At 71.3% G+C, this 24,372-nt stretch carries 21 protein-coding genes and 1 tRNA gene; 12 read left to right on the forward strand and 10 right to left on the reverse strand.

Translation table 11 applies throughout. The annotated features are described in order from the left end of the window. Positions 1 to 112 precede the first annotated feature (112 nt). Positions 113 to 2,164 (reverse strand): FG-GAP-like repeat-containing protein, encoded by a 2,052-nt coding sequence (locus tag ACX27O_RS22325; protein ID WP_458940028.1) that lies wholly within the window; start codon positions 2,162 to 2,164, stop codon positions 113 to 115. Between the two features lie 379 nt (positions 2,165 to 2,543). Between ACX27O_RS22325 and ACX27O_RS22330 the strand changes: the two genes are divergently transcribed. Then, entirely contained in the window at positions 2,544 to 3,272 is a 729-nt protein-coding gene (locus ACX27O_RS22330) for a hypothetical protein (protein ID WP_458940029.1), read from the forward strand. A gap of 106 nt (positions 3,273 to 3,378) precedes the next feature. On the opposite strand, the gene ACX27O_RS22335 is transcribed toward ACX27O_RS22330, so the two are convergent. From ACX27O_RS22335 to ACX27O_RS22350, 4 genes are all read right to left on the reverse strand, one after another. Continuing rightward, positions 3,379 to 4,830 carry a hypothetical protein gene (locus ACX27O_RS22335; protein WP_458940030.1) on the reverse strand — a complete coding sequence of 484 codons (1,452 nt, stop codon included), beginning with the start codon at positions 4,828 to 4,830 and terminating at the stop codon, positions 3,379 to 3,381. Then, entirely contained in the window at positions 4,827 to 5,459 is a 633-nt protein-coding gene (locus tag ACX27O_RS22340; protein WP_458940031.1) for a SigE family RNA polymerase sigma factor, read from the reverse strand. The genes ACX27O_RS22335 and ACX27O_RS22340 overlap by 4 nt, the downstream gene beginning before the upstream one ends. Before the next feature lie 106 nt (positions 5,460 to 5,565). After that, a tRNA-Pro gene (locus tag ACX27O_RS22345) sits at positions 5,566 to 5,642 on the reverse strand. Positions 5,643 to 5,862: 220 nt separating this feature from the next. Continuing rightward, on the reverse strand, positions 5,863 to 6,756 hold the full coding sequence (locus tag ACX27O_RS22350) for a metallophosphoesterase (protein WP_030328084.1): 894 nt from the start codon (positions 6,754 to 6,756) through the stop codon (positions 5,863 to 5,865). A gap of 25 nt (positions 6,757 to 6,781) precedes the next feature. Here ACX27O_RS22350 and ACX27O_RS22355 point away from each other — a divergent pair, with 25 nt between their 5' ends. Next, the gene (locus tag ACX27O_RS22355) at positions 6,782 to 7,237 is read left to right on the forward strand and encodes a GatB/YqeY domain-containing protein (RefSeq protein WP_030328082.1); all 456 of its coding nucleotides are present in this window, start codon (positions 6,782 to 6,784) and stop codon (positions 7,235 to 7,237) included. A 114-nt stretch (positions 7,238 to 7,351) separates the two neighbouring features. Here the strand turns inward: ACX27O_RS22355 and ACX27O_RS22360 are convergent, their stop codons facing one another. After that, entirely contained in the window at positions 7,352 to 9,796 is a 2,445-nt protein-coding gene (locus ACX27O_RS22360; RefSeq protein ID WP_387220145.1) for a penicillin-binding protein, read from the reverse strand. 407 nt (positions 9,797 to 10,203) lie between these two features. Here ACX27O_RS22360 and ACX27O_RS22365 point away from each other — a divergent pair, with 407 nt between their 5' ends. Continuing rightward, positions 10,204 to 10,524, forward strand: a complete 321-nt coding sequence (locus ACX27O_RS22365; protein WP_030328078.1) for a WhiB family transcriptional regulator — start codon at positions 10,204 to 10,206, stop codon at positions 10,522 to 10,524. A 6-nt stretch (positions 10,525 to 10,530) separates the two neighbouring features. On the opposite strand, the gene ACX27O_RS22370 is transcribed toward ACX27O_RS22365, so the two are convergent. From ACX27O_RS22370 to ACX27O_RS22380, 3 genes are read right to left on the reverse strand one after another with little or no spacing between them, the layout of a single operon-like run. After that, positions 10,531 to 11,682, reverse strand: a complete 1,152-nt coding sequence (locus ACX27O_RS22370) for an ArsA family ATPase (protein ID WP_458940032.1) — start codon at positions 11,680 to 11,682, stop codon at positions 10,531 to 10,533. A 53-nt stretch (positions 11,683 to 11,735) separates the two neighbouring features. Further along, positions 11,736 to 12,713: an ArsA-related P-loop ATPase gene (locus tag ACX27O_RS22375; RefSeq protein ID WP_210864893.1), complete on the reverse strand. Its 978-nt coding sequence runs from the start codon at positions 12,711 to 12,713 to the stop codon at positions 11,736 to 11,738. A gap of 26 nt (positions 12,714 to 12,739) precedes the next feature. Next, positions 12,740 to 13,447, reverse strand: coding sequence for an Rv0361 family membrane protein (locus ACX27O_RS22380; RefSeq protein WP_245233497.1), 708 nt, complete (start codon positions 13,445 to 13,447; stop codon positions 12,740 to 12,742). 355 nt (positions 13,448 to 13,802) lie between these two features. Between ACX27O_RS22380 and ACX27O_RS22385 the strand changes: the two genes are divergently transcribed. From ACX27O_RS22385 to ACX27O_RS22415, 7 genes are all read left to right on the forward strand, one after another. After that, on the forward strand, positions 13,803 to 14,285 hold the full coding sequence (locus tag ACX27O_RS22385; RefSeq protein ID WP_030328070.1) for a hypothetical protein: 483 nt from the start codon (positions 13,803 to 13,805) through the stop codon (positions 14,283 to 14,285). A 44-nt stretch (positions 14,286 to 14,329) separates the two neighbouring features. Further along, on the forward strand, positions 14,330 to 14,485 hold the full coding sequence (locus ACX27O_RS22390; RefSeq protein ID WP_007466198.1) for a DUF4177 domain-containing protein: 156 nt from the start codon (positions 14,330 to 14,332) through the stop codon (positions 14,483 to 14,485). Beyond that, complete coding sequence (locus ACX27O_RS22395) at positions 14,482 to 14,943, forward strand: RidA family protein (protein WP_210857580.1); 462 nt, start codon at positions 14,482 to 14,484, stop codon at positions 14,941 to 14,943. Before ACX27O_RS22390 ends, ACX27O_RS22395 begins: the two co-directional genes overlap by 4 nt. A 123-nt stretch (positions 14,944 to 15,066) precedes the next feature. After that, entirely contained in the window at positions 15,067 to 15,903 is an 837-nt protein-coding gene (locus tag ACX27O_RS22400; protein WP_030328066.1) for an MBL fold metallo-hydrolase, read from the forward strand. Further along, positions 15,900 to 19,553, forward strand: coding sequence for an adenylate/guanylate cyclase domain-containing protein (locus ACX27O_RS22405; RefSeq protein WP_458940033.1), 3,654 nt, complete (start codon positions 15,900 to 15,902; stop codon positions 19,551 to 19,553). Before ACX27O_RS22400 ends, ACX27O_RS22405 begins: the two co-directional genes overlap by 4 nt. Before the next feature lie 126 nt (positions 19,554 to 19,679). Then, positions 19,680 to 20,183, forward strand: a complete 504-nt coding sequence (locus ACX27O_RS22410; protein ID WP_030328062.1) for a hypothetical protein — start codon at positions 19,680 to 19,682, stop codon at positions 20,181 to 20,183. A gap of 30 nt (positions 20,184 to 20,213) precedes the next feature. Continuing rightward, entirely contained in the window at positions 20,214 to 21,710 is a 1,497-nt protein-coding gene (locus ACX27O_RS22415; RefSeq protein WP_030328060.1) for a serine/threonine-protein kinase, read from the forward strand. On the opposite strand, the gene ACX27O_RS22420 is transcribed toward ACX27O_RS22415, so the two are convergent. Continuing rightward, positions 21,697 to 22,029: a hypothetical protein gene (locus ACX27O_RS22420; protein ID WP_210864891.1), complete on the reverse strand. Its 333-nt coding sequence runs from the start codon at positions 22,027 to 22,029 to the stop codon at positions 21,697 to 21,699. The genes ACX27O_RS22415 and ACX27O_RS22420 overlap by 14 nt on opposite strands. A 178-nt stretch (positions 22,030 to 22,207) precedes the next feature. On the opposite strand from ACX27O_RS22420, the gene ACX27O_RS22425 reads away from it, so the two are divergent. Together ACX27O_RS22425 and ACX27O_RS22430 are read left to right on the forward strand one after the other, a co-directional pair. Continuing rightward, positions 22,208 to 23,149, forward strand: coding sequence for a transporter substrate-binding domain-containing protein (locus ACX27O_RS22425; protein ID WP_458940034.1), 942 nt, complete (start codon positions 22,208 to 22,210; stop codon positions 23,147 to 23,149). Continuing rightward, the gene (locus tag ACX27O_RS22430) at positions 23,146 to 24,360 is read left to right on the forward strand and encodes a hypothetical protein (protein WP_458940035.1); all 1,215 of its coding nucleotides are present in this window, start codon (positions 23,146 to 23,148) and stop codon (positions 24,358 to 24,360) included. The genes ACX27O_RS22425 and ACX27O_RS22430 overlap by 4 nt, the downstream gene beginning before the upstream one ends. Positions 24,361 to 24,372: the final 12 nt, after the last annotated feature.

Raw genomic sequence — 24,372 nt, forward strand, 5'->3', positions numbered from 1 at the left:
CTGCGTACGAGGAAACGGCCCGGTCGAAGCGACCGGGCCGTTCCTCGTGCTCACTGGTGGTTGCAGGCAAAGCCCGCCCGGGCCCGGGAAGCGGGCCCGTCGCCACCGTCGCTCAGGCCCGACCCACCTGGACCTTCGGTGACGCTGCCGCCGACGTGGCTGCGGGCCGCTGCGGTACGACCACCAGACCGTAGTTGTAGTTGGCCATCAGCAGGTCCTTCAGGCCGTCGTTGTTGATGTCGGCCACCGCGAGGCCACGCGGGGTGAAGGAGCTGGCGGGCGGCAACTGGGAGACCCGGAACTCGTTGCCCAGCCAGCCGTCCGGCCGCTGCAACAGGACACTCGCCGCGCTCCAACCGCCGTGGGTGATGGCGACGTCGTCCCGACCGTCGTTGTTGACGTCCGCGATCGCGATGGCGTCCGGCATCTCGTACACCGGGTAGCGGATCCACCGTCCGAGCACACCGGCGCTGTCGTGCGTGAGCACCTGCACCTGGGCGTTCGGCGCGTTGCCGGACACGGTGACGACGACGTCCTTCCTGCCGTCGCCGGTCACGTCGCCGACCGCCATGGAAGCCACCGTCTGCTGATGCCCGGCGGGCGCCTGATATCCCACGGGGGCCGCGAACGACCGGGGCTGCGCCTGGGCGCTGATCTGGATCAGCTGCCCGAGCTGCACCACCAGGTCCGCCCGGCCGTCCCCGGTCATGTCGACCACGTCCAGAACGAAGCCACGGTGCGCGGAGACGAGGGCCGCCGGCGCGAAGCTGCCGTTGTCGTCGCCGTACCGGACCAGGACGCCGTTGTCGCTCACCGCGACGATGTCCGTCCGGCCGTCACCATCGAGGTCGCGGAGCCTGAGGTCGATGAGGTCGTCGCCGAACGACAGGTGCTCCGCCGCCGAGAGCCCCGATCCGGTACGACGGAACACGTCGACACCGTCGCCGGTGGCGACGACCAGTTCGTTCGCGCCGTCACCGTCCAGGTCGCCGATCACCGGATACATACTGCCGCCGCTGGAGGTGGACATCGCCACCTGCTGCTTCATCACGAGCTGGTTGTCCGCCTCCTGCACGAACAGGAAAGCGGAATGGTCGTTGGCGTCGTCGAAGTACTCGGTCGTCGTGATCACCACGTCGGAGAGGCCATCGCCGGTCAGGTCGCCGGCGGCGACCGCCTCCTCCCAGGAACCGAGCTTCAGCCACGAGGGGCCGTTGAAGGCCACCGCGCCGTAGGGCTGGGTGACCACTGGCACCGCGTCGCCGGACACGCTCGCCCCGGCCGCCGGCCAGTCGTAGCCCTGGAACTGGGCGTAGACCGAGGTCGGAGTCCAGCCGGCGCCGTTGACCATGGCGATCGCCGTGCCGTCGGTGCCGTTGACAGTGGCGAACGCGACAGCTCCGGCGGCGGACATGAACGCGACCTCACCGCCAGGGATCCGACCGTCGGCGTACCGCACGTTCGCGATGAGCAGGATCCGCTGTCCCTGCTCCACCGAGCCCGGCGACACAGTGACAGTCGTCGTGGTGGCAGGTCCGGTGTAGACCCGCACGGCGTCGGACGTGGCAGTGGCGCCGCCCGTGGCGACCGCCCGGATCCAGTAGACGTAGCGGGTGGCGACAGTGAGGCCGGTGTCCACGTACTCGGTTGACGTCGTGGTGCCGACGACCGTCTCCACCGGGGCATCGTTACTCAGGCGGACGATCTCGTAACGCGCGGTGCCGGCCACGGCCTTCCACCGCAGGGTCATGCTCGTCTCCGCCGCGGTCGCCCGTACGTTAACGGGCTTCGCCAGCGAGGTCTGCACCGACACCTCGGACGAGTCACCCGACGCCCGCTTGCCGGATCGGGACCGCACCACGTAGTAGTACGTGGTCTCGGCGGCGACGGTTCCGTCCAGGTACGACGTCCCGGTGACGGTACCCACCGTCGTGTACGGGCCACCCGAGACGGTCCCACGCCGTACCTCGTAGCTGCTGGCGCCCGCCACCGCCGGCCAGCTCACCTCGACCTGGGTCTCGGACACCAGTTTCGCGCTGACCGGAGCGGGTGGCGGCAGGGCCGCCGCGAACGCCGGTGTACCGGACGCAACCAACACCAGCAGGGCCGTCAGTAAGGCCAGCACGCCACGATTCAGCAACCGCAGTTGCGACAACATACGCATCTCCAGATCCCCCGAGGGCTTGTACGGGCAGCCGCTCGTACAGCGCTGGCACATTCGGGATCGTCACGCGGGGACGGGACGGCGGACAGCTCAACGAACGTGGCCCAGACCGAGGGAAAAGCCGGGAGGGACATCGTTCGTTTGGTTGAACTGATCCAGATTCCGGCTTGTGGGACAACGAGGTTGCTGGTCATTCGCTAGCTTCGTAGGTCTTGCTCACCCCCCCCTGTACGGTCATCGCCCTTCAGGCACCCCGAAGGAACAGTTCATGCAACGAAGTACAGCGGTGGCACGGTTCGGTCTGGCCTCCCTTATGGCCATGTGCGTTCCGCTAGCTGTCGCAGCCCCGGCCAGAGCCGACGTCGAGTACCGGACGTTCATGTCGGCACCCCAGATTGCCGACATCACCTTGGCTCCGGGGCAATCCGCAGAGCTTCCGGTGCCCCTCAGCGTCCTCGGCAACTACGACGCCGAGGGGGCCTTCGTGACCATCCAGACCTATGGCAAATCGCCGTTGACGCTGACGGGCCCGACGGGCGCGACGTGCACCGGAGACGTCGAGCTGCTCTGCTACCTCCCCGAGGTGATCACCCCCGGGCAGACGTCCGAGACGTGGGGGGCCAGCAACCCATTCCGGGTCACGGCACCGCCGACGGCCAAGGCGGGGACCTACCCGGTCGGCCTTTACTACATGCCCGCGAACACGTCCTACCGCAATGTGGGCCGCAACAGGGATGGCAGCTGGAAGATCACCCCGACCGTGCCCATCACCCAGTGGGTCTGGTCCGGTGACCACCCGTATGAGGACCAGTCGCTCGACGTCACCGTGACGGCTGGAGCGACACCGACTCCGAGCCCGTCGGCCGCCCAACCCACGACTACGCCCACGCCCACGCGACAGTCCCCGGATGGTGATGGCACGGTCCAGCCAACCGGCACCTCTTCCCCCGGCGGCGGTGCCGGTGGGGGCAGCGAATCCGGTGGGGGGCTTCCGGTGACCGGCACCCCGGTGACCGCTCTGACTGTTGGTGGCCTGCTGCTGCTCGTCGTTGGCGCCACTGTCGTGGGGCTTGCCCGATGCCGACGCACCAGGATCGTGGTCGAGTGACCAGGCTTCCGTACCCGGCGCAGACCTGCCTCACGTGAAGCGGAAGACGGACTGACGGCGTACCCGGAGGTGGCCCGGTCGTTCGGACCGGGCCACTTCCTCGCGGTCATTCCTGGTTCCAGGCATCCGTCTCCGGTGTCCCCTGCGCACCCTCGTCAGACACCTGCGCGCTGGCGAGTGTCCTGCCGGAGCCGTCGAGCGCCGTCACCACGAGACCCGCGGTGGGTCGGGGCACTGTCAACGCCGCCCCGGAGCCGCTGGCCGGGGCCCTCGCCACCTCTTGCCCGTCCCGTAGGACGCGCACAGTGGTGGCCGCAACCGGGGTCACCACCAGCAGGAACTGCTGGTCCCCGCCACCGGCCGCGTCGCCGTCGATCGGCACGGCCAGCACGCTTGCGGGATCGGTCGGATCCGTCGGCACGGTGAACGAGGTGCCGGTGCTGATGACGCTGTCGGACCGTGGTTGATCGGGCTCGATCGTCACCTCGCCGACCCAGCTGCCGTCGACTGCGGGAGCAGCCAGGACGGTCACCTGGCCGTTCGTCACCGACGGCTCGCCGGCGGTTGGTGATCCGCCGGTCGGGATGCCGGCAACGTGCCCGCCCCACACCACGCTCGGCAGGGCGGTCAGGCGGTAGCCCGCCGACTGGGCCGACTGGTACACCAGCTCTCGGGCCCGCTGCGCCGTGACATCTCCCCGTACCCGGGACATCGCGGTCGCGAGCTGGGCGTCGGTGATCGGCTTGGCCGCCAGTGAGCCCGGCCCGGGAGTTATCTTGCGCGTCACCGCGCCGCAGTTGACCCGCCACCACTCGGGTCGCTGGGTCTGCGGCGTGCGGATCAGGTAGGAACCGGTCGGCTCCGAGGCCCACTGGAACGCGTTGCCGTTGAGCACCGGTGAGGTGAGGAAGGCGCAGCCGGCGGGTGCGATCGCCACGTGTATCGCCTTTCCCGGACCGGACGGGTCGTCCACGGCAAGGCTCTCGTAGGGTTCCAGAGCGTCGCTCGTACCCCGAACAGAGCCGGTGCTGGCCAGCTTCTCGGCGCTGGCGCCCTTCTCGGCGACGAGCCACACTGCGGCGCTGGGCCAGCCGGTGACCGGATCGGGCTGGGCACGGACGAAGGCGGCGAGCGCGATCCGTTGGTCGTTGACGTCTTCGATGAAGAGGACCTTCACCGCGTTGACCGGCACCGTCAGGTTGGGAAAGTCTCCTCGGCGCTGGGCGTCCAACAGAAGGTCGGAAAGCTGGCGGACATAGCTGGTGTCCCGGGCGACCGCACCGCGTGGCGGCGACTGAAGCAGTTTGTCCGACCAGGCCAGTACGGGTGCGATGGACTCGTTCGAGTTCGCTGGTGGTGGCTGCGTGGTCCGGGCCGGGCCGGCCACGGCGAAGGCTGTGCCACCCACCGAGACCACGAGGGCCAGGGCCAGCCCGCCGAGGCGTCGCTGCCGCCTCCGTCGATAACGCGCCAGGACTCGACCGTACGGATCCGGCTGCGGGGTCAGCGTGCTGCTCAGCTCGGCCAGGGCCCGGCCCAGCTCCTCGTCGACAGTCATGGCGTTGCCCCCGTCATCCTCGTTGTGCCGTCCGGTGCCGGCTGAGCTGCCGTTGATGCCGGTGTCGACGGCGGCGCGTCCGCTGCCAGTGCCAGCCGCAGGCGAGCCAGGCCCCTCGACGCACGGCTCTTGACTGACCCGACCGAGCAGCCCAGGGTGGCGGCGACCTCCGCCTCCGGCAGATCGACCACGTACCGCAGCACGATCACGGCCCGGGTGCGCGGCGTCAGTGCCCGCATCGCCGCGTACAGGGCGTGCCGCTCCGCCACCGCATCCGTCATGTCCCGGGTGGACCGCTCCGGCAGAATCGTCGTCACCAACTCGTGCACCCGGTAGCGGCGCCAACTACTGATGTGCTGATTGATCATGACGCGCCGCAGGTAGGCCATCGGATCTTCGACCCGCCGCCACCGACGCATCACCTTCACCAGCGCCGCCTGCACCAGATCCTCCGCATCCTGTGCCGACCCGGTGAGGTGGTACGCCACGCGCAAGAGATCCATGTAGCGCGTGTCGACGAACTCTCGGAAATGCTCGTCGTCAGCTGCCATAAGCCCCCGCCTCGATTGGTTACCTGTCACGACCCCGCCGGGGGTCAAAAGGTTGAAGGCGGCAGCGGGCGCGTTCAACGTGCCCCGGATGGCCGCAGCTGGGCAGCATCGCCACAGCGCTGGGCCGTGCATGGTCAACAAACGCCAGAGGGCACATCCGTGATCGGATGTGCCCTCTTACCTCTGGTCGGGGTGGCCGGATTCGAACCGACGACCTCTTCGTCCCGAACGAAGCGCGCTACCAAGCTGCGCCACACCCCGAGGCGTGCCGACAAATAGTAGCCCACCCGCCCCGATGGTCAAACTCGGTACCCCCGCCGACCGGACCCGTCAGCGCGAACGCCGGCCGGGCTGGTTCGTTGATCGACTCGGGTTCCAGGAAGTCGGGCTGTCGACGTGACCAGGACACCCCAACTTTCAGGAACCCGAGTCGATCAACGACCGCTGCCTGGTCTCGCCGCGACGGGTGGCGCGAGAGGGGTCAGCGGGGGATGAGGGTGAGGATGCTGGCCTCCGGGGGGCAGGCGAAGCGGACCGGGGCGGTCGGGTGGGTGCCGAGACCGGCGGAGACGTGCAGCCAGGAGTCCGAGCCGGGCCACCGGTGCAGCCCTTGCGCCATCGAGCGCGGCAGGCCGCAGTTGGTCACCAGGGCCCCGAAGCCCGGTACGCACACCTGACCACCGTGGGTGTGCCCGGCCAGCAGGAGGCCGAATCCGTCCGCCGCCATCTGGTCGAGCACCCGTGGCTCGGGGGAGTGCGTCACGGCGATGGACAGGTCGGCGGAGGACGCCACCCGGCCCGACACGGACGGGTAGTCGTCCCGGTCGATGTGGGGGTCGTCGACGCCGACGAGGTCCAGCTCCCGGCCGCCGGCCTTGAGGCTCGTCCGCGCGTTGTTCAGGTCCGCCCAGCCGGCGCCGGTGAAGACCTGACGCAGCTCCTCGTAGGGAAGCTCCACGCCCTCGGTGTACTCCCGGTCGGGCAGGAAGTAGGTGAAGGGGTTCTTCAACACCGGCCCGGTGTAGTCGTTGGAGCCGAACACGAACGCGCCCGGGTAGTCCAGCAGCGGTTGCAGGGCCCGCAGCACCCCGGGCACCGCGCCCGGGTGCGCCATGTTGTCGCCGGTCACCACCACCAGGTCGGGGTCGAGGGCGGCCAGCGACGCCACCCAGCGCTGCTTGCGCGCCTGGTCGGGCATCATGTGCAGGTCCGACAGGTGCAGCACACGTAGCGGCTCCGCGTCGGTCGGGAGCACCGGCACGTCGTACCGCCGCAGTGTGAACATGTTGCGCTCGATGAGCGACGCGTACGCGAGGGTGGCCGCGCCGATCGTGGCGGTTCCGGCGGCGAGCCGGAATAGTGTGCGCTTTCGCATGGCGTTCAGGGTAGTTTGACCGTCCATGAGCACGCTGAAGGACCGCCTCACCGCCGACATGCGTTCCGCGCTCAAGGCGCGCGACGAGCTGACCACCTCCACGCTGCGGATGGCCCTGGCCGCCGTCGGCACCGCCGAGGTCGCCGGCAAGGCCAAGCGCGAGCTCACCGATGACGAGGTGCTCGCGGTGTTGACCAAGGAAGCCAAGAAGCGTCGGGAGGCGGCCACCGCCTTCGCCGACGCCGGCCGCGCCGAGCAGGCCGCGAAGGAGAGCGCCGAGGGCGAGGTGTTGGACCGCTACCTGCCCAAGCAGCTCTCGGACGCCGAGTTGACCGAGCTGGTGTCGGGGGCGCTCGCCGCGGGCGGCTTCACCGGCAAGGCCCAGATGGGCCCGGCGATGAAGGCGGCCCAGGCCGCTGTGGCGGGCCAGGCCGAGGGTGGCCGGGTGGCCGCCGAGGTACGCCGACAGCTCGGTCTCTGACTCACCGGGTCGGTGGCGCGGCACGACTGTGGTCGTAGCCGCCAGCTGGTCCGGGCAGACGAAACGGGCGGGCACCCGAGGAGGGTGCCCGCCCGTCGTGTCCTACCCGTCGGCTCAGCCGTTGGGGCGGCCGTTGCCGGGTCTACCTGGCTGGTTGCCGGGCGGGTTGCCCGGAGTGCCGTCGGTGTTGCCCGGCGTGCCGCCGCCGCTGCTGACCTGGATGGTGACCACACCACCCTTGATCGTGCGTCCGTCCGGGCTGGTGCCGGCCGCGTCGCCCGCCTTGCAGGAGGACGGCACCTTGGTGCTGGAGACGACCGGCTCGAAGCCGGCGCCCTTGAGCCGGGACTTCGCCTGCTCCACCGACACGCACTTCACGTCGGGGATGCTGCGCTGGTCACCCTCGGAGATCTTCTGGCCGGGTGGTGTGAACTGGACCCGGTCCTTGCCCTTCATGGCATCGCGCAGGGTCTCGTACACCGGTGGGTTGATGCCGTCCTTCTCGGCGTGCTTCATCTTGACGTTCGTCTGCGGCCAGTCCGGGTCGGCCATGATGCCGGCCACCGAGTACTGCTTGGTCATGGCGACCAGGGCGGCCGTCTTCTCCGAGTCGGTGGTGCCGGACTTGCCGGCCACCGGCGCGTCGACGATGCCCTTCACCACGCGGGCCGTACGGCTGCCACCGCACTTGCTGGTGCTGGAGTTGTCACCGACCGGGCAGCGGGCGGCGTCCACGGCGGCCCGGGCCACCTCGGTGCTGAACCGCTTCTCACAGCGCGGGTTGGCGATGTCCAGCTTGTTGCCCTCCGGGTCGCGGATTTCCTGCACCGGGATCGGCTCGCAGTACTTCCCGTCCGCCGCGAGGGTGGCGTACGCGTTGGCCAGGTCGAGCGGCGTGGTGGAGGAGACACCGAGGGTGAACGCGCCCCACTGGTGGGCGGCATCCTTGGTCGCGGCGAACTTGGCGTCGTTGCTCGCCCGGAACTGGATGCCGGCCCGCCGGGCGGCGTCGACCACGTTCTCCGCGCCGACCTGCTGTTGCAGCGGGACGAAGTACGTGTTGATCGACGCGCTGAAGGCGCTCCACATGTTCTGCACGCCGCCGGCCTTCAGGCCGGAGTTGGTCGGGCAGTAGAAGTGGGTGCCCTTGCAGGCAGCCGGGCTGCTGCTGTCGATGATGTATTCCGACTTGAACTGCTGGGGCGCGTTGATCGTGTAGCTGAGCGGAATGCCCTTCTCCAGCGCGGCCAGGATGCTGAAGATCTTGAAGGTCGAGCCGGCCTGGTAACCGGTGATGCCGTTGCCGCCGGTGAGCAGCGGGTTCACTGTCGCCGGGTAGTTGCCCCGGATGCCCTTCCTGCTTTTGGCCGGGTCGCTGGAGAGCTTGTTCTTCGGGTTCTTCGGGTCGTCGAGCTTGAACTGCCGGTTGACCGCGAGGGCCCGCACCCGGCCGCTGCCCGGCTCGACCACCGCGACCATTGCCGCTTCCTTGCTGTTCACGCTCTTGGCCTTACGGACGGCCTTGTCCGCACCGCGCTGCGCCTGGACGTCGAGCGAGGTCACGACGGTGTAGCCGCCGCTCTTGAGCCGACGCTCCCGGTCGTACGTGGTCGAGCCGAACGTCTCCTGATCCATCCACCAGCGGTAGAAGTAGTCGCAGAAGAAGCCCCACTCGTTGACGTTGGCGGCGACGCAGCCGTTCGGGGTGCGCTTGTCCTTCACGACCAGCTTGGTCGCCTTGGCGGCGTCCGCCTCCTGCTGGGTGATGGCCTTGATGTCGACCATGTTCTGGATGACGTAGTTACGCCGCTCCAGTGCGAGCGGGTAGCCGGCCTCGGTGGTCGGGTCGTTCGTCGTCGGCGCCTTGACCATGCCGGCCAGCAGGGCCGCTTCCTCGATCTTCAGCTTGCTCGGCGGCTTGCCGAAGTAGACCTGGCTGGCGGCGTAGATGCCGTACGCGCCGTTGCCGAACGAGGCGAGGTTGAGGTAGCGGGTGAGGATCTCGTCCTTGGAGAATTCCTTGTCGACCTGGAGAGCCAGCCGCATCTCGCGGAGCTTGCGGGCGCTGGTGTCCTCGGTCGCCGCGACGACGTCCGCCGGGTGGGTGGCCGAGTAGGCGATGGCCAGCCGGACGTACTGCATGGTCAGCGTCGATGCGCCCTGCCGACCGGCGCCCTCGCTCTGGTTGTTCACGAACGCGCGGGCGACACCGTTGATGTCGACGCCGTTGTGCTTGTAGAAGTCGTGGTCCTCGGCCGCGATGATGGCCTTCTGCATTGCCGGCGAGATGTCTGGGAGCTTCACGTCCCGCCGGTTCTCGTCGTACATCGTCGCGAGCGGGGTCTTGCCGTCCGAGGCCATCAGGTAGCTGATCTGTGGCGCGCGGGCCACCGTCAGCTCCGTGGGCAGGGCACCGAATGTCTCGGCGCCGGCCTTCGCGGCCAGGCCGGACATCGCTACCGCGGGGAAGGCCGCCGCGGCGACCACCACGCCGGCCAGCAGGCCACACACGAGTAGCGATGCGGCGTTGGTCAGCACATTGTGGTCACGTTTCCGCATCCAGGTCACCTCGACAGGGTACGCGAGTAGGGAACGAGGGGCGCTGGGGCGTTCTTTCCCCATTTCCTGCGCGCGCTGCCCTCGTTGTGCTAAACGCACGACCCCCGGTGCTTGGTTGCGTGTGACCTGGCGTGAGTCTCCTCCGATTCAGTGAGGCGGCGCAGCGTTATCGCTGACCTCGGCGGGGTAACCGGCGGTCGAAGGCCCGGGAAGCCGGGAGTGTCCGGAATGATGGATTTCGTCGACAACGTTGCGTAATCGGTCGACTACAGAGCATGATGGGGGCGGCGACAGCGCCACATGTCGTCCGCGCCGCCTTGGGGAAGGCGGGCCGGGCGATCGGGGGGAATTGCCGGCTGACGTGCATCGACGAGGTCGGTAGGTACTGCAAGGGGGGACGTGTACACATGGGCATGATCACTGACTGGCCGTCACTGGCGGCATGTCAGAACGGGGACCCGGACGCGTTGTTCGTACAGGGCGCCGAACAGAACGTGGCGAAGCGGATCTGCCGGAGCTGCCCAGTTCGGTACGAGTGCCTGGCCGACGCGCTGGACAACCGGATCGAGTTCGGTGTGTGGGGCGGCATGACCGAACGCGAACGGCGGGCGCTGCTGCGTCGTCACCCGCAGGTGACGAGCTGGCGCAAGATGTTCGAGGCCGCGATGAAGAAGAACAGCAAGGACAAGGCCGGCAAGGACAAGATTCTCGTCAGCGCGGCCAACTGACGCCGGTCACGGCCGGCTGATCGCCGCGCCGATCGTCCGTAGCCCGTCGACGTCGTGCACGTCGGCGGGCTGCGCCGTAACCGAAACCGCCGGCACGGCCGGGAACGCCTCGGTGAAGCGTGCGGCGACCTGCTGCTCGCGTACCGCCTGGCGCGCCAGCGCCGCGTGCGCCCGCAGCACGTCGGCGGTGGCCTCGTGCCCACCCAGCTCGGTCAGCCGCTCGGCGGCGACCCGGCTCTGCTCGGCGTCCAGCTCCGGGACCGCCGGGCGGTGCACCCGGTTGAGCACCAGGCCGGCCAGTGGCATCTGCTCCTCGCGCAGCCGGCCCGCGAAGTAGGCGGCTTCCCGGACCGCGTCCGGCTCCGGCGTCGCGACCAGGAGAAAGGCCGTCTCCCGCGCCTGCAGGATGCGGTACGTCTGCTCGGCGCGCTGCCGGAAACCGCCGAACATCGAATCCAGCGCCGCCACGAAGCCGGACAGGTCGGTGAGCAGCTGCGCGCCGAGCACCTTCTGCACCACCTTCGAGAACATCCCGAACGAGGCGGTGACCAGGCTGAACATGCTCCGGCCGCCGCTTCGCGCCGGGGCCAGCAGCAGTCGCAGCATCCGGCCGTCGAGGAAACGGGAGAGTCGGGCCGGCGCGTCCAGGAAGTCAAGTGCCGAACGGGACGGTGGCGTGTCCACCACGATCAGGTCCCATTCGCCCCGGGCGTGCAGCTGACCCAGCTTCTCCATCGCCATGTATTCCTGAGTGCCGGCGAAGGTCGAGCTCATCGCCTGGTAGAACGGGTTCGCGAAGATCTCCGCGGCCTTCGCCGGGTCGGTGTGCTGCAACACCACGTCGTCGAAGGTGCGCTTCATGTCCAGCATCATGGCGTGCAACTCGCCGCCGCTGCCCTCGATGTCGATCCCCTTGACCTGGCGAGGGGTGTTGTCCAGCTCGGTCAGGCCCAGCGACTGGGCCAGCCGGCGGGCCGGGTCGATGGTGAGCACCACGGTGCGTCGGCCGTGGTGCTCGGCGGCCCGCAGCGCCAGCGCCGCGGCCGTGGTCGTCTTTCCCACTCCGCCGGCACCGCAGCACACGACGATCCGCACGCCCGGATCGGCGAGGATCTGGTCGACGTCCAGCTGCGGCGCCGCGTCTTCGGAAGGCACCAATCGAGCGTATCGGGCCGGTGGGCCCGCGCGCCCGTGCTGCGCTCAGGTGTGAGTCATTCGGCGCGGACGAGCGCCTGGGCCAGCGTCGCCAGCCCCGCCCGGTCCACCCCGTCGGGCAGCAACGGCAGCTCGATCATCGGCAGCCCCAACTCCACCAGGTCGGCGCGGAGCGAATCCTCCAGTTCGCGCCGGATGACCTGGTCACGTGCCTCGTCGTGCAGCCCGGCCACGATGTCCCGATCGGCCGGGAGCCCGGCGGCGACCAGTCCGCGCCGCAACTCCGCGGCGGTGACCGCCTGCCCGGCGGGCAGCGGGGGTCGGACGCCGTTGACGAGCACCTTCCCGACGCCGAAGCCGAGCGCGGTCAGGTCGGCGATCGCGTCGACGGTCTCCTGGATCGGCATCTCCTCCAGCAGCGTGACCACGTGCACAGCGGTCATCGGGGACCGCAGCAACGCGGCCACCCCCTCGCTCTGGGTCTTGATCGGGCCCACCTTGGCCAGCCGGGCGGTCTCCGCCGTCACGTTGAGGAACCGGCCGATCCGCCCGGTCGGCGGGGCGTCCAGCACCACGGCGTCGTACGCGCGCCGCTGCCCGTTGGTGCGGGTGGTGGCCTCCTTCACCTTGCCGGTGAGCAGGACGTCGCGCAGGCCGGGCGCGATGGTGGTGGCGAAGTCGATGGCACCGAGCTTGCGCAGTGCCCGGCCGGCCGCGCCCAGCTTGTAGAACATGTCCAGGTACTCGAGCAGCGCCTCCTCGGCGTCCACCGCGAGCGCCCGCACCTCACCGCCGTCCGGCGCGTCGGCGAGGTGCCGCTCCTCGTAGGGCAGCGGGTCGATGCCGAACAGCTGCGCGATGCCCTGCCGCCCCTCGACCTCGACCAGCAGGGTGCGCCGACCCCCGGCAGCGAGCGCGAGGGCCAGCGCCGCCGCCACGCTGGTCTTACCGGTGCCGCCCTTGCCGGTCACCACGTGGAGACGGGCAGGCCATCCGGCACCGGCCGGGTCGATCGGGCGCTCAGCTGCACACACCCGTCGAGCCTATCCAGGCATCGGGGTCACGCGACCTCGCAGACCCACCAACCCGTCTTCTGCACCACAGTGAAGCGCAGTTCCTGGTCGGCCACCTTCTCGTCGGCGGTGGTCATGGTGAGCCGGGTGGAGACGGTGGCCCGTTCCCCGGTCTGGTTGTCCACCTTCGGGGTGGTCCACCGGAAGCGCGGGTTCTGGTACGCGGAGGCGTACTTGTCCACCTCGGCGACCTTCGCGGCGATCTTGTCGTCGTCGCGGGCCGCGGCGCAGACGCGACTGGCGGCCTTTGTCGCGTCGCGGTCCTTGTAGATCGCGGTGAGGAACTCGTCGACGGCGACCGCCGGCTCCTTGGCGCCCTCGCCGGTCTCGGCATTGCGCAGGGTCAGGAAGGCCACCACGCCGCCGCCCACGCACAGCACCATGATCACAACGAGTGCGATGGCCGCGATCAGCAGGCCGCGCTTCTTCTTCGGCTCGGCCGTGCCCGGGTAGGGCGGGTAGGCCGGCGGGGCCGGGGGGATCGGCGAGGGGTTCGGGGTGCCCGACGTCGGCGCGGCGGCCGAGGCCGGGGCGGCGGGCAGCGCCGCCCGGGCGGGGGGCGCGGGGAGACTGGGCTGCCCCGGCGGCGGGGTGGGGGTGGACTGGCTGGGGACACCCGGCGCGCCGGGCTGATCCGGGTGCGCCGGCGGGTGGACGGGTGGGCCGGCCTGGTCGCCGCTGGGCGGGTGGGTCATGTCTTTCCCCCAGGGGTGCGGCGCCCGCCGCCACCCCTGGCGCCGAGCGTGATCGAGCGGGCGTCCGGGCGCTGCGCGACCGTCCGACCGGAAGGGTAGCGGTCGATGACCCCCTCGGTGTCGCCCCTGCCTGCCCGGGAGGTCCAGCGATCCGGTGAGCGGTACCCGGGTCGGTTCCGGTGTCGGGCCCCCGACCTGCGGTGTGTCGCATATGTGACTGTTGGTGACCTCTTGTGCGCGTCCTGTTGGCGGGACTGGGGCCACAGACCTACCTTCGTCCCCGGTGCGGGGGCCGGAACGGACGAATGGGGCCGGGCCGGAAGCATGGTCCGAGAGGTACGACCGGAGGCAGTGCATGCGCGACGCGGACAACGTTCCTCGTACCCACTTCCCGACGAACGACCGGCCCCGCCGGCCGGGGACCGTGGCCGAGGCCGGCGGGCAGGTCACCAACCAGCCGATCAACGAACGGTCGTACCGCCGGACGCCGGAGCAGGCGGAGGCGGCCCGGGTGCCGAGCCAGCCCGTCGAGCGGATCCGCGACGACGACGAGCCGGGCTTCGTCATCCATCTGCCGATCCGGGTGCCGAACCTGGCGGCGGCGACGGTGCTGGCCGGACGGGTCGCGGTGTCCCTGGGGTTCCTGCCCGAGCTGGACGCCGGCGAGACCACCGTGTCCAATGCCGACGATCAGAACAACCGGCACCGGGTCTTCTGCGACCTGCTGCTGCCGGACCGGTCCCGCTGCCCCCAGGGGTACGAGCACGAAGGGCGCTGCGGGGAACTGCCGGCCACGTCGGAGCAGCGTCCCGTACCCCGTCCCGCCAGCGGACCGTAGGCTGTCCCTCGAACAATTCCGCACCGAGAGGGAGCCCTTCAGCGATGCAGAAGTGGGAATACTCCACGGTCCCGCTGCTGGTCCACGCGACCAAGCAGATCCTCGACAACTGGGGCGAGGACGGGTGGGAGCTCGTCGCCGTGGTCCCCGGCCCGAACCCGGACCAGCTGGTCGCCTACCTGAAGCGGCCGAAGGCGTGAGCAACGGTCCGCACGCGAAGCTCGCCGAACTCGGCCTCGAACTGCCCGAGGTCGTGCCGCCGGTGGCCAGCTACGTCCCGGCCGTGCAGTCCGGGCAGCACGTGTACGTTTCCGGCCAGTTGCCGATGGCCGAGGGCAAGCTGCTCGGGACCGGCAAGGTCGGCGCCGGGATCTCCGCCGAGCAGGCGAAGGATCTGGCCCAGCGGTGTGCGCTCAACGCGCTGGCCGCTGTCGACTCGCTGGTCGGCCTGGAAAACGTGGTCAAGGTGGTGAAGGTGACCGGGTTCGTGGCCTCCGCGCCCGGCTTCACCGGTCAGCCCGCCGTGATCAACGGTGCCTCCGACCTCCTCGGCACCGTCTTCGGGGAGGCCGGCCGCCACGCGCGTAGTGCGGTAGGTGTGGCCGAGCTGCCCCTCGACGCCCCGGTGGAGATCGAACTGATCGTCGAGGTCGCCTGACGCGTCCCCATCGCCCCGCGATCTTGCACTTTCTGCTCGGACGAAAACCCTGAACGGGGATGAATCAGGGGCCGCCAGTGCAAGATCGTGGGGTGTGGCGGGCGGGGTCGTACGATCGCAGCCATGAGCGGGCACGTGACGGGGGCGGTGGCGGCGCTTGCCGACGAGTTGCCCCGCTGGGTTTCGCTGCTGCGTGCCCCCAACCCGGGGCCGATGACCCTCGACGGCACCAACACCTGGGTGCTGCGCGCCCCGGCCGCCGAGTACGCCACCGTGGTCGACCCGGGGCCGGCCGACGAGGGGCACCTGACCCGGATCGTCGAGCACGGTCCGGTCGGGCTGATCCTGATCACCCACGGCCATCCCGACCACACCGAGGGCGCCGCCCGGCTGAGCGAGCTGCTCGGCGCGGTGCCCGTCCTCGCCGTCGACCCGGCGCACACCATCGGCGTGGAACCGCTGACCGGGCCGGGCGAGAGCTTCGGTGACTTCGGTCTGCGCATCCGTCCGCTGCCGACGCCGGGGCACACCGCCGACTCGGTCTGCTTCCTGGTCGAGCACGACGACGAGCGGGTGGTGCTCACCGGCGACACCATCCTCGGCCGGGGCACCACCGTGGTCGCCCACCCGGATGGGCACCTCGGTGACTACCTGACCAGCCTGGAGCTGCTGTCCGCGTACCGGGGGATTCCGGCGTTGCCCGGACACGGCCCGGCGCTGGCCGACTGCGCCGCCGCCGCCGATTTCTACCTCGCCCACCGTCGGGCCCGGCTCGACCAGGTCCGGGCGGCGGTCGCCGCCGGTGCCCACACTCCCGCCGACGTGGTGGCAGCGGTCTACGCGGACGTGGACCGCTCGCTCTGGTGGGCGGCCGAATGGTCGGTCCGTGCCCAGCTGGAGTATCTGGGCGTCGACACCGGGGAATCCCCGCCCGGGGTCAGTGGGTTGGAGCACATGTGACCTGCCCCGTGTGTGGAACCGTTGCCGTTCCCGGTGCGCGGTTCTGCCACAACTGCGGTGCCGCGCTGCCGGCCGCCGCCACGTTGCCGGCGGCCGAGCGTCGGGTGGTCACCGTGCTCTTCGGCGACCTCTCCGAGTTCACCTCCTGGTCGGAGGACCTCGACCCGGAACGCGTCGGCGCGGTCACCGACCGGGTGCTCGCCGCCCTCGCCGGTGCGGTGAAGACCTTCGGCGGGCACGTCGACAAGCTGACCGGTGACGGCATCATGGCGGTCTTCGGCGCCCCGGTGGCGCACGAGGACGACGCCGAACGCGCCGTGCGGGCCGCCCTGTCCATGCAGCGGGCCGTCCGCCGGGTGCTCGACGACGAGCGGGGCGGCGGCGCGCCGCTCGGGCTGCGGGTCGGGTTGAACACCGGCGACGTCATCGCGGGCATCCAGGCCGCCATCGAGTACACGGTCATCGGCGACACGGTGAACACCGCGGCCCGGCTCGCCGACGCCGCCGCGGTCGGAGCCGTCTACGCCGGCGGGCGGACCGCCGCGGCGACCAGGCACGTCTCCTCCTGGCGGGCGTTGCGCCCACTGCGGCTCAAGGGCAAGCGTGAACCGGTCGAGGCGTACGAGCTGTTGGGTCTGCTGGACGCGCCGGGCACCCGCTCGGGGCTCGGCGACGAGGCGCCGTACGTCGGCCGGGAGACGGAGATCGGTCGGGTCGCCGGCCGGCTCGCCGAGGTGATCGACCAGGGCGACCCACGGGTACTGCTGATGACCGCCGAGGCGGGTATCGGCAAGTCCCGGTTCGCCGCCGAGGTGGAGCGCCTCGCCGCCGGGTACGACGTCGGTGCCGGCCGGTACGCGGCGCACACCGGGGCCCGGGTGCTCTCGGTGCGCTGTGCCGCGTTCGGCGAGCGGCGCCGGCTCGCGCCCCTCGCCGACCTGGTGCGGGCCGCTGTCGGCCTGCCCAGCGACGCGTCCACCGCACTGACCCGCCCGGCGGTGGAGGAGCGGCTGCGTCGGCTCGGGCAGCGGCTCGCCCGATCCGGTGCGGAGACCGCGCCGATCGCCACCGAGCAGCTGCTCGCCCTGCTCGGCTATGCCGAACTCCCGGCGCACGGCGGCACCGACAGCGGCGAGTGGGGCGGGTCGGGTACCCCGGCCGCGGATGCCGAAGTGGTGCCGAACGCGGTCGCCGACCTGCTCAGCGGGCTCGCCTCGGAGGCCCCGCTGGTGATCGTGGTGGACGACCTGCACGATGCCACCGCAGAGACGATCAGGGCCCTCGGGTTGACGCTGTCCAGGCTCACCGGCCCGGTGCTGGTGCTGCTGCTCGGCCGCCCCGAACTGGTGCGTACCGCCGGAGCGCTGACCCGGGTCGCGGACGCCGAGGTGCACTCGTTGCCGCCGCTGCGCGGCGCCGACGCGGCCCGGCTGCTGACGAGTTACCTCGGCGGCGGCAAGCTGCCCCAGGCCGACGCCGACCGGTTGCTCGCCACCGCCCAGGGCAACCCGTTCTACCTGGCCGAACTGGTCACCCTGCTGATCGAGCGGGGTGCGCTCACCACCGAGTCGGTGCGCGGTGCCGGTGCCGCGTCCGTCCGCGGCGTCGCCGTGGAGCGGTCCGGTTCCGGTGATCGGGAGCAGAGCGGGACGGCCAGTTGGCGGTTGGTGCCGGGTTCGCTGGGCAGCCGGCTGCTCTCCCGCGACCTCGCCGCCGTGCTGGCGGCCCGGATCGACGCGCTGCCGCCGGACGCCCGGTCGGTGCTGCGCGACGCGGCGGTCACCGGTGACACGGTGCCGACCGGCGCGCTGGAGGCGATGCGCGAGCAGCGGGCCGGTCGCGACGGCCGGCCGTCGGCGGTGGTCGCCGTCGAACTCGACCGGGCGGTCGAGGAGTTGCTGCAACGCCGGATGCTGCACCGCTCGCGTGCCGGCTACTCGTTCGCGACGCCGCTCATGCGGGAGGCCGCGTACGCCGGGGTGAGCAAGGCCGAGTTGGCTGAGCGGCACGCCGCGCTGGCCCGCTGGGCGGCACCGGTGGACGATGCCACGCCGAGCACGGTGGGCGGGTTCACCGACGAGGCCCGGGACGACTTCGTGGCGATGCACGTCGAGCGGGCCGCCACGCTCGCCGACGCGGTGAAGCTGCGTCCGGACGCGCCGGCCCGGGCGGTGGTTCCGCTCGGCGTCGCCGCGCTCGGCCGGGCCGCGCGCCGGTCGCTGTCCGCCGGTGAGCCGGCAATGGCCGTCGAGTACGCCGAGCGCGCCACCGAACTGGCCCGCGACGGGGTGCCGGCCGCCGACCAGGTGGTGCACGCCCGGGCGTTGCTCCAGGTCGGCCGGGTCTCCGACGCGTTGGCGTACGCCGAGAAGATCGCCGCGAACGCGCGGGACGAGGCCACCCGGGTCAGCGCCCTGCTGCTGGCGGGGCAGGCCCAGGAGACCCTCGGGGACCAGGGCCGGGCGGTGACCGCCTGGCAGGAGGCGTTGCAGGTGGCCACGGAGGGTCAGCTGCCCACCCAGCGCGCCACGGCCATGCGCCGGCTCGGCATGGCCGACTTCGTGGCCGGGCGGTTGAGTCAGGCGAGCAGTCGGTTGGCGGCCGCGTACCAGGTGAGCCTGGGCGTCCAGGACAGGCGCGGGCAGGCGTGGTCCCTGCAGAACCTGGCCTGGGTGACCACCACCCGGGGTGACTTCGCCGGCACCGACGCGGTGCTCGGCCGGGCGGCCCGGCTCTTCGCCGAGCTGAAGGATCCGTACGGGCGGGCCTGGTTGCGCGGCACCACGGCGTTCGCCCGGCTGCTCGCCGGTCGACTGCGCGAGGCGTGTCGGATGGCGCAGGTGTTCCTGCCGTTCGGTGAGCGGGTCGGCGAGGCGTGGGCGGTGGGGACGTTGCGCGCGGTGGCGGCGTTCGCCACCGCCGAGCTGGGCGATCTGGCCGAGGCGGACCGGGAGGCCCGGCGGGCGTACCGGGAGTTCGCTGCCGCCTCCGACGACTGGGGCCGAGGTTTCGCCCTGGTGGTGCGGGCGGTGGTGGCGCGCGGGCTGGGCGAGCCGGAGCACGCGGCCGACCTGCTCACCGACGCCCTGGCGTACGCGGAGCGCACCTCGCACCCGCTGCTCACCGGGATGGCCGGGACGCTGCGGGGCTTCGTCGCGTTGGACATGGGCGACTGCGAGACGGCCGAGCAGGTGGCCCGGGCGGTGCTGACCGCCGTGGAGCCGCACAACCCGCAGGCCCCGGCGCAGGTGGCGCCCCGGGTGCTGCTGGCGACGGCCCGGCTCGCCGCCGGCGACTCGGCGACCGCTGTGGGACTGCTCGCTCCGGTGGCCACTGCCGCCGCCAACGCACCCTCGCTGCTCTTCTCCCGCCGCCAGACGATGGCCCAGTACGCTGCGGCGCTGCTCGCGCACGGTCAGCGGGAGCAGGCGTTGGACTGGGCCCGCCGAGCGGTCGGCGCACCCGCCGAGGACGTGCGCAGCCAGGTGATCGCGGCGAGTGTGCTGGCCGAGGCGTTGGCCGCCTGCGGACGCCCGGCGGAGGCGCTGTCCTGTGCGCAGGAGGCGGTCCGCCTGGCGTACGCGACCGAGCAGCGCAGCGAGCGGGCCGCGGCGGACGCCCTCCACGCCCGCCTGGCCGCACTGGTCTGAACCGTCCCGGGGAGGGTGCAGGTTCTGCCGGTTCTGGGGATGTGGTGCCCGGGGTGAGGGGCTAGCGTGTCACCACCGCGTACGGGTCCACAGTGGTGACCGTCGCCGTGCCTGGGGAGGCCCTTCATGAAGCTGCCGCGATCCATCGCGGGCTGGACCATCGCGGTCTTCGGCGTGCTGGCGCTGGTGATGGGCGCGGTCGGGCTGCTCTGGCCGGAGGCACAGCTGCGCATGCTCGGGTTCGAGGTGCCGGCGACGCGGGCCGTCGGTGACCACACCGGGACGTTCCTGCTGGCGTCGTCGATGGCGGCGTTCAACATGGGCGTCTACTACCTGCTCGCCACGGTGACCGAGTGGCGGGTGTTCTTCCGCTTCACAGTGGTCTTCCGGCTGGTCACGTTCACCGTGTTCACCATCGCGGTGCTGGCCGACATCGCCCCCGACCGGTTCTTCGGGGTGGCGGCGTGGGAGGGGCTGGGCGCGGTCGCCACCGCCATCGGTCTGCGTCTGGATGCCCGACGGGGCATCCCGGCCGGCGGGTCCGGAACGTCCGAGGGTGCCGGGACGACCGCGGTCGCCGAGGAGGGTACCGGTCCCACCGGTGCGGCTCCGGCGGACGCGGCGCGCTGAGCCATCGGTCGGGTTGGGTATTTTCGAGCGGTGACCGACTCCCCGACCGGCGGCGTGCGCGTGCCGATCGTGCCCGGCCTGACTGATTTGCGGGTCTTTGCCCGGGGCGGGTACGCGACCGTCTACCAAGCCACCCAGATCTCCGTGGACCGCGAGGTCGCCGTCAAGGTCGAGAACCGGACGCTGGACAGCGAGCGCGACCAGGCCCGCTTCCTGCGCGAGGCGCGGGCCGCCGGGCGGATGTCGTCACACCCGCACGTGGTGGACCTCTTCGACGTGGGGGTCACCATCGATCAGCACCCCTACCTGATCATGGAACTCTGCGACGGCTCGTACGCCGAACGGATGCGCACCTCGCCGCTGGGCCCGGTGGAGGCCCGCGACCTGGGCATCAAGATCGCGGACGCCCTGGCCCACTCGCACGCCGCGGGGGTGCTGCACCGGGACGTGAAACCGGCCAACATCCTCTACTCGGGCTTCAACTCGGCGGTGCTCGCCGACTTCGGGCTCGCCGTCCTCGCCGAGCACCGGGACGCCTCGGTCACCCTCGAGGTGCTCACCCCGGCGTACGCGCCGCCGGAGATGTTCAGCCACAGCCCGCCATCGCCGGCCGTCGACGTGTACGCGCTCTGCGCCACCCTCTACGCGGTGATGCACGGCCGACCGCCGCGCTGGCAGTCCGAGCGCAACCCGAGCCTGGTCACCGTGCTGGAGATGTTCAACCAGCCGCTCCCCGCCCTGCCGGGCGTGCCGGACGAGCTGATCGACGTGCTGCGCGCGGGCATGGCCAACGACCCGGGCGAGCGCCCCTCCGCCCTGGAGTTGCACGACCTGCTCAGCAACCTGCCGCTCGGCTCGCCGTCGGCACCGGTCAGCGGCGCTCCGATCAGCGGGGGCGCGACGCTGTCCGGCCCGTACGCGGCCAGCCAGCCGGTGCCCCGCCCACCCGTTGAGGACACCCAGCCGACCCTCTCCACCGGCCGGCGTTGGCGGCGGTGGCTCTTCGGCGGCATCGGGGTGCTCGCCCTGGCCGCCTCCGCGACCGCCGGGGCCTGGGTCGCGGACCGGGCGCCACCACCCACCCCGTACCCGTCCGCCACCCAGATCGCCGCGCCGGCGACCGGGCCGTTGCCCGGCTGCGCGACCGGCACCGGTGGGCCCACCGCCCTGCCCGAGGGCGCCCGGTGCCTGCCCGAGCTGGAGTGCTTCGGCCCGATGCGGATCCGCGGCAGCCGCGCCGAGGCGGCCCGGCTGTCCTGCGCCGGCCGACACACCTGGGAGACGTACGCCGAGGGCATCCTGCCGGTGTCGCTGGTCGGCGCCACCTACGACGAGGTGGCCGCCGCTGAACCGGTGCGGCAGGTGTGCAGCGTCACCACGTTCCGACTGACCACCGGGATCGCCGAGGTGACCGGCTGGCACCTGGAGGTGCTACCGCCGGTCGACGGCAGCATCGACCGGACCTACCGGTGTCTGGCGGGGCGCGGCGTGGACGCCCTCACCGCGCCCACGCTCACCGGCCGCTGAGGCCGTTCGACCCGCGTCGGCGGTCACGCACCGCACGCAACGCGTCCCGACTGTCCAACGCGTCGAGGGTGTCCGCGTCGATGCCGTACGGCATCAGCTCGGGCGGCCCGACGGCTGCCGACCGGTCCACCGGCTCCGGACCGTCGACCTGACGAGCGGCGGAGACGGCCACCCCGGCGACCATGGTCATCAGCACGCAGAGCAGCGCGAGAACCACGCCGAGCAGATCCTGCCGGCGCCACACGACCAGCATGACCAGCGGCGCAAGGGCTCCGAGCGCCGCGAGCACCGCCACTGTGCGCGCATCGGGTCTGGGCAATCGGCTCACCCGTCCAGCATGTCGTGACGAGGCCGGCTGTCAACCGCAGAGCCGACTGTCGTGCCGATCGGCGTCGATCCCGGCCGACCCGGCCGACATGGCCCACGGCACCCACACGGACTGGACAAGAACCGCTACTCTCAGTGTCCCGCAGGCTCTTCCGGCAGCGAGGTCGCCCATGAGCTCAGGCAGTTCGCAATCCCGGCTCCGCTCGATCGCGTCGACGCTGGCGGTCGCCCTGACTCTCACCCTGGCCGCTGCCGCCGGTTGCGACAGCCGCAAGGAACCGGAGTTGTCGTCGGTGCAGGAGAAGATGCGCGAGACCCACATCTACGGTCAGTCGAAGCTGCGCATCGGTGTCGCCACGAACGAGCCGCTCATGGGTGAGTTGCGAAACGGCCAGCACGTCGGGTTCGACGTCGAGATCGCCCGGTACATCGCGGCCTCCCTCGGCTACGAGGGTGAGCAGCGGCTGGAGTTCGTGTCGGTCGCCACCGAGGACCGCATCCCGTCGCTCCAGGGCGGCACCGTCGACCTGGTGGTGTCCAGCTTCTCCATGACCGAGGACCGTAAGAAGCTGGTCAGCTTCGCCGGGCCGTACTTCGTCACCACGCAGGAGGTGATGGTGCCGGTCCGACTCAAAGACAAGATCCGCACCATTGAGGACCTGCGCGACCCGGCCTACAAGGTCTGCACCAGCGGCGGCTCCACCACCGAGGCCGAGCTGGAGAAGCACCAGGTCAAGACGTTCGTGGTCAAGGACGTCGGCGACTGCGTCGACGGCATCCGGAAGGGGCGCTACGACGCGGTCAGCTCCGACGAGTCGATCCTCGCCGGTTTCCTGGCCAGCTTCCCCAAGGAGTTCGAGATCGTCGACATGCCGTTCGGCACCAGCGAGTTGCTGGGCATCGGCGTGCCGATCGGTGATCCCGCGCTGCGCGACCTGGTCGCGTACTTCCTGCAGAAGAGCTACGAGCAGGGTCGCGACGGGGATGCCAGCCCCTGGCAGACCGCGTACAACCGAACCCTCGGCCCGTGGCTGAAGGCCGAGAAGCGCCAGCCGCAGCCGCTGGAGGTGCCGAAGCTCGTCGACTTCGACGACAAGGCGCCCGCGAAGTGAGCGCGGCACCGACCGCCACCGGCGGCGACGGGCCGGTGCCGCCGCCCCGCAGCTCCGTGCCCGGCGGCGCTGCCGAGGCGCCGAGAGTCGACGGTACGGTCACCGCAGCACCGGTCGTCGACCCTCCACCGGCCAATCCGGACGGTGAGGTTGCCTGGCCGGCCGCCGTGCCGGTCGCCGAACCGGCCGAACCGGTCGTCGCCGAGGTGCAGCCCGGGCGGGTCCGCTGGGATCCGGCGGAGCGGCGGGCCCGAGCCAGCCAGTCGTTCTGGACCGCCGTGGTGGGCGTACCCGCGATCTTCTCGGTGCTCCGCCTCGGCGTGGAGGCCGGCGGCGAGCTTCAGACCACGCTGCTGCTGGTGGCCAACGTCGGGCCGGTCAACCTGCTCGCCGGCTTCCTGACCACGGCGGCCCGGCTGCTCTCCACCGGCCTGGTCGCGGTGTTCGCGCTCGGCGCGGTGCTGGCCGTCAGCGCGGACCGACTCCCGCCGGGCGCCCGGCGTCGCCCGCTCTTCGCCCGCTGGGCCGACATCACGCCGGCCTGGGTGGTGCTGGCCAGCTTCCTGCTCGCCCTGATCACCTGGCCGTTGCTCTACCTTCCGCTGCTGTTGCCGGCGTTCGTGGCCGCGTTCCAGCTGCGCCCCGGGCGGCTGCACGAACGGGTGGTGCCTCGGCTGCTGCTGATCGGCGCGCTGCTCGCCGGGTACGGCTGGCTGATGCTGCCGACTCTGCGTGCGGCGGTGCAGCAGGGTGGCGAGTTGCTGGTGATCGCGCTCATCGTGGTGCCTCCGCTGCTGGCCCTGTTCATCGCGGGGCCGCTGCCGGGCATGGTGATCCGGCCGCTGGCGTCGGTGACCGAGGTGGCGGTGCTCGCCACCCTGGTCTGGGCAGCGGTGCCGGTGATCAGCACACCGGTGCTGCCGCTGACCGTCACCACCGTGGGCCCGGAGAGTGGGCCCACCGAGGACGTCCGCGGGCACGTGGTCACCACCGACGACGTCAACATGGTGATTCTCCAGGAACGGGGTGGGGTCCGGTACGTCCCTGTCGATCAGGTCCGCGCCCAGGTGCTGTGCCCGAGCGAGGAGGAGTTGCCCCGCCACCAACTGCGCATTCACGACTTTCACGTCGAGGATTCACTGTTGGAAGGCATGGGTCGTCGGGTCCGCCCGGTCCACCGCATCGACGCCGCCTGCCGTACGCCGGCCTGACCCCGTCCCGCC

The sequence above is a fragment of the Micromonospora sp. SD19 genome (assembly GCF_054462275.1).